Below are 7,256 nucleotides of genomic sequence, written 5' to 3'. Positions count from 1 at the left end.
CTGTCCCTGCAACAGTCTGCGATGCCATCCATGACGCACGACTCAAGCCCCTATGTAGTCGTGTGGTAGCGGCGTGTGCGGCCGCTACATCCCCTAGGGCGGGCCAGGGGCACCGCCACCGTGCTCCCCTCAGTCCCTGGCGACCGGCGACCGACTGGCCGGCGCGTCGACCAGCATGGCATCGACCGCCATGAGGTCTCCCCGATTCAAAATGCCCGCCACCCGCTTCAGGCGCAGGGTGTCGAGCAGGAAGTCGTAGCGCGACTGCAGATAGTCCCCGCGCGTGAGGTAGAAGTCGCGTTGCGCGTCCAGGATGTCGAGGGCCGTGTTCAGTCCCGCCTCGTAGCCGCGCTCCTTCGACTCCAGGGCACTGCGCTGGGCCTCGAGCGACTCGAGCAGCGACGGCACCTTCGACAGCCCCGTCACCACGTTGCGGTGGGCGCCCCGCGCCTCCCGCTCACTCTGGCGTTCGAGCAGCTCGAGCTCATCGCGCGCCCGCTCCAGCTCTGCGAGCGCGCGGCGAACCCGAGCGTTAACTGCACCGCCCTTGTAGATGGGCACCTGCACGCGCAGGAGCAGCTCCTGAGTCTCCACTTCACTGCCACCGCCGAAGAGGGTGCCCCCCGTGTCGCGATCGGAATCGGTGACGACCAGATCGAGGCTTGGGTAGCGGGCACCGCGTTGGACTCGCACCTCACGCTGGGCAGCCACCACCGCCTGACCTGCGGCAGCGATGCGAAGGTTCTGCGCGAGGGCGGCATCGACCCAGGACTGGCCGTCGACAGGGTCGGGTTGCGTAAGACCGATCGTCGCCTGCAGCGCCTCACGGCGCAGAACGACGGGGCCGACCGTTTCCTCCAGCGCGCGGAGCGCGTCCTGCTGGCGGTTCTCCGCCTCCAACACCTGGACGTCGGCGACGGCGGCCCGCGCCTTCGCGTCGTACACATCCACGCGATTGGCCATCCCCGCCGCGCGACGGGCTTGCACCAGCTCGAGGTTCTCCTTGATCGCCAGCTGTTCAGCCAGCGCCAAGTCAAAGCCATCGTTAGCTGCTAGCACGGCGAGATAGCGCTCGGTGACGCGGAAGATGAGTTCCTGCTCCTCCGCCGCCAGGGTCTGGGCTGCCTGCTGCACTACCGCCTTGGCGCGCTTCATGGACTGCCACAGGTCGTAGCGGAAGATCGGCTGGCGCAGACTGATGATCAGGTTGTCGGTGGGGAACGTGGAGCGACCGGCACCAAAAACCTCGTTGTCGCTGCGCACGATGTCCTGCTCGGTCTCGATGTTCTCGTAGACGATGTCGAGGGACGGCAGGTAGGCCGATCGTGCGAGGGGCCGTTCCTGAGCTTGGGCGTCGTACTCGTGGCGTGCCGCTAGAAACCGCGGATCCTCACCCAGGGCCCGCTCGTAGAGCTCGGCGAGTTGGCCAGCTTGCGTCCCCGGCAGCATCAGCACGTACAGCACTAGCGCGATGCAGCATCGCCCGCATAGTTGGAGCATCCGTGGTCCACCCGCTTTTATTGTTTTCCCCTGGTCGGCGTGGCCGACGTCTCTGTGAGACTACACAAGCCCTTCCGTCGATGTCACATGAATTCACCATTGCGGAATTATGTGCGACCAAAGCTAACGCTGCATCGCACCAAGCCAAGCCCCACTGCCGCCCGGAAAGCACCAGCCTGGAACGCCGCACAACCTGCCCAGGGTGTTGGACCGTTGCGAGTCAGTAGGTGACGGTTCCGCGTAGACCTGAGTCGCTTTCCGTGTCTTCGGTAGGTCGACATCAGATGCATTGCTTCAGTGCACGTGGCCGGGTTCGGCGGCAACCGGCCACCGGAGCTGATGGCGACAGAGACGGCAGCACGAGTGCTGCGCTGATCACCCCGGGAGCTGACGACACCTTGCCTGGCATCTTGGCGTAGCCACAGCGCTCCCAGGCCACCGATCAGCAACTATAGGCTGGCGGGAACAGGGACAAACCACCCGCTGATACGAAACCCGTAGGTAAAGGCCGCCCCGCCCCAGTTTCGGCCGTCACCGTCTCGCCAGATGTCGTAGTGCTATCATGACTCGTCGTACTTTGAAGGCTGTGCGTCGACTTGATCACCCGGGCTTGTGGAACCCTGCACACCTGCGAGACCTCTAAGAATGGATTCAAGGAGCCTCATCATGAAGCACACATCACGCCTTGAGGCTGCTCGCCTCGCCGCGGGCATTGCGACTCTTTTGCTCAGCTTCAACGCTGCGGCGGACGCCCCCAAGACACCTTCAGGACTGTCGCCGGCCGACAGCCCCGCAGCAATACTCGCTCAACCCCCGCTAGCGCTGACGGGAGGCATTCCCCTTTGCCTCACCGATGGCTTCGATTACCTCTGGCGCCTGGAGGCCAACGTGGTGTCACCACCGCCGCGTATCGAGCTTGCCGGTGAGGTCACCTTGTCCGAGTCGACATGGAATGCGCTCGACGGATTGATCACCCCAAGCACGGAACGCTTTCGCTTGGTCGCGGTTAACCCCGAGGCCGACGGCTGCACGGGCCCTAGCACGAGTTGGTTCGAATACGTCCTGACCCGCACTGGCTCCTCGCTGGAAGGGGAGTGGCGGTCCTACTGCAGCTTGTACCCAAGCCGCGCCTTCCGTGACGGCTCAGGCAACATCGATGCCACGATCGTCAGTTGCGCGGACACGGCCGAGTACACGTCGTACCCGCGACTCCCTCTTGGCGAGAGCACCCATCTCGCAGGCCCAGGTCGGGGCCTTCCAGGCGCACCCGCTGTGGAACACACGCCCGCGCGACGCACTCGATACCGTTGACGCGTTGCGCGCAAGACTCGCCTCGGTGGCAGCCAAACCGATTGAGCTGCGACGCGGCCGCCGTCGATCGAAAGACAAACTTACGATCGCACTAACAAAGATCCCTATCTCGAAGACTTCCGTAGCGTGACCGTCGCTGTAAGCTCCTTGGCGCAGGGTTCGTGCATGGGCAATTCGCCGCATCAGCCGTTGCAATCATTCAACAACCGTCCTCAAGGAGGAGCCTCATGATCCGTCGCACTGTGCGCCAGCACCTTACTACGGCCCTGGCCTGCACGGCCTTGCTCATCGCCTCGGGCGCCGTCGCCGCCTACACGCCAGCGCTGCCAGATGGCGGCAAGATCCCGCTCAGCGAAGTCGTCGAAAGACCGAGGAATGTGCGCTGGGCGAACGGCACTGCGCAGGTGAACTGCCAGGTGCTGGTCACGCGCAAGGGCAAGGCCGGGGGAGCGAAGTGCGGCCTCGCCGAGGGCATCAAGGGCAGCACGTCCGAGAGCGTGTTGGGCGCCACCTACGCAGGCCTTCGACGCGCCAAGTTCCAAGCCGCCGAGGTGGATGGCAAAGCCGTGGACGTGGTGATGAGCGTACGGGTGAAGGTTCGCTGCATCGGTGATAAGTGCAACGTCAGCGCCTACCCCAACCTCGGCTTGTACACCCAGGAGCACGGCGAGCACTACGTGGCCCCCCAGGAGATCTTGAGCAGCCAGGCGACCTGGTACGAACGCATGCTCAAGGACGCCGCCTGCAAAAACGGTAAGGCCGCACGCGAGCCGTGCGTGGACGATGGCGCCTTCCGCCTGGTGGTGTACGTGGATGTGGATGACGCAGGCACGCCCACCAATGCACGCAGCCGGCGCAATCCGCTAACGGCCGATGCGGACGTACTGATGGAGAAGGCCCACGCATCGGTGGAAGCCTCACAGTTCATCCCTGGCCTCGTAGAGGGCAGCCCGAAGCCAATGACGGTGCTCAGCTCGAGCCTGCACTACTCGAACAACAAGAGCATTCCGAAGACGATTTGCGTGGACAACACGGAGCTGGGGTCTCGGCTGGCCACCAAGCGTTGCTACAACGCCCAGGAGCATGCTCGCGTGAAGCCCGGGTTGCAGATTTATAGCTGGTTGCCTATGACCACCGGGACGAATATCGGCACGGACGGCTAAGCCTATCCATTAGCGAACCCGGGCGCCGGGACGGCTCCACTCCTGCGGCCGCCCTGCGTGCTCGGTATCCAAGGCAGACCCCGTCAGCCTTCCATCTGCTCGAGCTCGCGGCCTCGCGTCTCCCTTACCATGATCACCACAAAGCCAGCAGAGATGGTCGCGCAGAGGAAGTAGAAGCCGTACGCGCCAACAAGCCCCATGCCGCCGAGCATGATCGGAAAGCTAAGGGTGATCGCGAAGTTCGTGCCCCACTGCATGAAACCGCTCACGGCCAAGGCAGAGCCGCGAATCTGGTTCGGAAACATCTCTCCTAACATGACCCACATCACCGGCCCCCGTGTCATATTGAACACGAACACGTAGAGATTGGCGCACACGAGGGCGACCGTTCCCACTTGTCCCTCGAGCTGCAAGGCGCCGTCGGCATCAACCTGTGCCGAGGCGAATGCCAGCACAAGGCCCAGGAGCGCTGCGGCCATCCCCACGGAGCCGACGATGAGTAGGGGCTTGCGTCCGATACGATCGATGAGGGCGATCGTCAGCAAGCAGGCGATAACACTCACGGCACCTGAGACAATGTTGATAAGCAGCGCGTCACTCTCCGCCGACTTCCCCAACACGAATGGATTCGTGCAGGCGGACGGCTCCACCACTCACAATGTTGGTGACTTCCTCGACCCGTCAAACCCGCGCGCCCATGTGTCCATTCGCGGCGGTCAGATCGGTGGCGCAGCGATCGACGATCAGGTCGACGAGTTCAAACTATCCGGTGTTTGGGACCAGGGAAACGACCGTGGCTTGGTCCGCGCGCGCTTCGGGGCGGGCGTCTCCAACGAGAGGCGCTCCGTAGCCTTCTTCGATAACACCACGAGCGGCACGCACGCCATCCTCGCGGGCTACCTGGAGCAGGGTGATTCCGGAAGCTTCAATGGCGTACCGATCCCCACCTTCGATATCCCTGACTCCGTGTTCAGCGTCTTCGATGCTGGAAGCGGCTTCTTGGGCAGTATCAGCGGCGGTGGTTCGTCCACGACTCAATGGCTGCGCTTTGACGCGGAAGAGGTCTTTGACCTCTTCGAAGCGAATACGGGCATCAACCACGACGCCGTACAAACCGGCGCCTCTTACGTGGTGGACGAAGACACGGACTTTGCCTATCTCGAGTTCGACTTCGCGGGTGAGCTCGGCAAGATGCCCATCACAGCCATTTTTGGTGCTCGCTACGAGGCGACGGACGTCCGGGTCAATGGCACGTCCGTGCCCCTCGAAGCGCTGACGATCATCGATGAGACGGAGTTCGGTCGGGTGTTTAGTGACGCGACGCCGGTGGTAGCGACGTCCGACTACTCGGTGTTGCTCCCGAGCCTATCGGTGCGCCTCGATGTCACCGACAACCTCATCGCCCGCTTTGCGGCTTCACGAACCCTGACGCGACCGACGCTGGCGGACTTAACGCCAGTGCTGACCATCGTGACCACCCGTCCGGGTGGCAACCTCACCGCACGCTCCGGAAACGCTGCGCTGCGGCCCTTCAAGTCGGACAACCTCGATCTATCGGTCGAGTACTACTACCGACGCTCGAGCTACATCTCCCTCGGGTACTTTCAGAAGAACGTCGACAACTTTATTGTGGCAGGCGCCACGGACACCACGTTTACGGACAGTAACGGCAACGTCGTTGCGGACCCCCTCACCGGCGAGGATGCCATCTTCACGCTCACGACACCCACCAACGGCGAGACGGCCCAGGTGTCTGGGATCGAGTTTGCCTTCCAGCACACCTTCGACGTGGGCCTCGGCTTCATCTTCAACGCCACGCTCACGGACAGTGATGCCGAACTCGATGTCCAGAACACGGCGCAGACCTTCGCACTCCCTGGCCTTAGCGACAGCTTCAACGTGGTGGGCTTCTTTGAACGCGGCCCCTTCCAAGCCCGAATCGCCTACAACCGACGGGACACATTCCTACAGTCCCTTAGCCAGTCGGCCGGCGCCGAAGAGCCGGTTTTCGTAGAGGACTACCAGCAGTGGGATCTAAGTGGCAGCTACGCCTTCACGGATCGGCTGACGGTATTCGCGGAGGTTATCAACCTGACTGAGGAAGAGGTGATTCGCCACGGTCGCTTCGAGAATCAGTTTCTCAGTGTGGACGACCCTGGACGGCGTATTGGATTCGGCATCAGAGCTGTCTTCTAGCGCATGGGGACGGCACATGGATAGGCGTCTACAGACAGTAGTGATCGTGGGCGGCGGTACGGCGGGTTGGTTGACCGCCGGTCGCATCGCTGCCCTCCACGGGCCGAAGGGGCAGGACGGAGTTCGCGTCAAGCTCGTCGAGTCCCCGAATGTGCCTACGATCGGGGTTGGCGAGGGCACGTGGCCTACGATGCGCAACACGCTGAGAAGCATCGGTATCACCGAGACCGAGTTTCTACGCCAGTGTGATGCATCGTTCAAGCAGGGAGCTAAGTTTGCGCGCTGGACGACGGGGGCGGCGAACGACTTCTATTACCACCCACTCGTCCTCCCACAGGGCTTCAGTCAGTGCAATCTTGCCCCCTACTGGCAGATGCGCCGCGACCAGGGTGATGAAAGCCGGTCCTTTTCACAAGCGGTGTGCTTTCAAGAGGAGATCTGCGAGCGAGGCCTAGCGCCCAAGTTGATCACCACGCCAGAGTACTCTGCGGTCGCCAACTACGCGTATCACCTCAATGCGGGTAAGTTCGCCACACTGTTGCAGCGCCACTGCACGCAGGTGCTCGGTGTAGAGCACGTCCTTGACGACGTCGTCCATGTGAACAGCGCCCAGAACGGCGACATCGCAAGCGTCCAGACACGAGAGCATGGAGCCGTCGACGGAGATCTCTTCGTGGACTGCACGGGATTTTCCTCGATTCTGCTCGGCAAGCACTACGATGTCCCCTTCGTGAGCCGTGACGATGTGCTGTTCATCGATACGGCGCTGGCCGTGCAAGTGCCCTACGCCACGGAGGATGCCCCGATCGCCTCGCACACGATCTCCACCGCCACCGCCGGAGGATGGATTTGGGACATCGGCTTGACGACCCGTCGCGGTGTTGGCCATGTCTACTCTAGCCGTCACTTCTCGCAGGCGGAGGCGGAGCAGGCGCTGGAACGCTACCTAGCCTGCTTTATTCATGAGGTGTGGCGTTGAGCCCCTGAGATGAGATCGTAGGGCGTTGACCGCAGCTGAGCGAGTGCCTGTGAGGCGTTCTCAGGGTTGAGGCCGGCGTTTTCCGAGTGTTGGGGTCGCTCATGCAG

Annotated in this window: 4 protein-coding genes and 2 pseudogenes; 4 read left to right on the top strand and 2 right to left on the bottom strand. The window is 62.7% G+C overall.

Going from position 1 to position 7,256, the window contains the following annotated elements; all coding sequences use genetic code 11:
* Window positions 1–129 precede the first annotated feature (129 nt).
* Entirely contained in the window at window positions 130–1,500 is a 1,371-nt protein-coding gene (locus tag AAGA68_19595; GenBank protein MEM9387272.1) for a TolC family outer membrane protein, read from the bottom strand.
* A gap of 666 nt (window positions 1,501–2,166) precedes the next feature.
* Here AAGA68_19595 and AAGA68_19590 point away from each other — a divergent pair.
* A complete protein-coding gene (locus tag AAGA68_19590; GenBank protein MEM9387271.1) occupies window positions 2,167–2,811 on the top strand; it encodes a hypothetical protein in 645 nt (214 codons plus the stop codon).
* Window positions 2,812–3,038: 227 nt separating this feature from the next.
* Window positions 3,039–3,974 carry a hypothetical protein gene (locus tag AAGA68_19585; protein MEM9387270.1) on the top strand — a complete coding sequence of 312 codons (936 nt, stop codon included), beginning with the start codon at window positions 3,039–3,041 and terminating at the stop codon, window positions 3,972–3,974.
* An 83-nt stretch (window positions 3,975–4,057) separates the two neighbouring features.
* Here AAGA68_19585 and AAGA68_19580 read toward each other — a convergent pair.
* Window positions 4,058–4,579 (bottom strand): annotated as a pseudogene (locus AAGA68_19580) (MFS transporter).
* Here AAGA68_19580 and AAGA68_19575 point away from each other — a divergent pair.
* Both AAGA68_19575 and AAGA68_19570 read left to right on the top strand, forming a co-directional pair.
* Complete coding sequence (locus tag AAGA68_19575) at window positions 4,470–6,170, top strand: TonB-dependent receptor (protein MEM9387269.1); 1,701 nt, start codon at window positions 4,470–4,472, stop codon at window positions 6,168–6,170. The pseudogene AAGA68_19580 and the gene AAGA68_19575 overlap by 110 nt on opposite strands.
* A 16-nt stretch (window positions 6,171–6,186) precedes the next feature.
* A pseudogene (locus AAGA68_19570) lies at window positions 6,187–7,119 on the top strand (tryptophan 7-halogenase).
* The last annotated feature ends 137 nt before the right edge of the window (window positions 7,120–7,256 follow it).

The organism is Pseudomonadota bacterium (genome assembly GCA_039193195.1).
GTDB lineage: Bacteria > Pseudomonadota > Gammaproteobacteria > Steroidobacterales > JBCBZW01 > JBCBZW01.
This window is presented reverse-complemented; position numbering and strand designations above follow the sequence as displayed.